Genomic DNA, 400 nt, shown 5'->3' on the forward strand with positions numbered 1-400 from the left:
CCGTCTTCCATCCACCGCGCCAAATCTCCCGTGCGGTACAGCCGCTCGCCCGCAGCGAACGGGCTGTCTACGAACTTCTCTTCCGTCAGCTCCGGACGATTCAAGTACCCGCGCGCTACTCCAACTCCGCCGATGACCAGCTCGCCCAGCACCCCGACCGGCACCGGATTCAGATGCGCGTCCACGATGTAGAACTTCGCATTCAGCCACGCTTTGCCGATCGGCACATTGCCTGTCTGCGGCAGCTTCGCCAGCGGCTCGTCGTAGAAGCTGGAGTCGATCGCCGCTTCCGTCACGCCGTATGCGTTGATGATCCGGAACAACGAGCCGAAGCGTTCCTGCAAGGTCCGGTAATCCGCCACGCTGCAGCTGTCCGAGCTCGTGATCAACAGCTCCATCC

The 400-nt window shown here is 62.5% G+C and carries 1 protein-coding gene; it reads right to left on the reverse strand.

What is annotated here, in order from left to right; all coding sequences use genetic code 11:
* Window positions 1–400: AMP-binding protein (locus GQS10_RS22845; RefSeq protein ID WP_166246626.1), on the reverse strand; the 400-nt coding region annotated here is incomplete at both ends.

Origin of the sequence: Paenibacillus turpanensis (genome assembly GCF_011421635.1) — a bacterium.
Lineage (GTDB): Bacteria > Bacillota > Bacilli > Paenibacillales > YIM-B00363 > Paenibacillus_AK > Paenibacillus_AK turpanensis.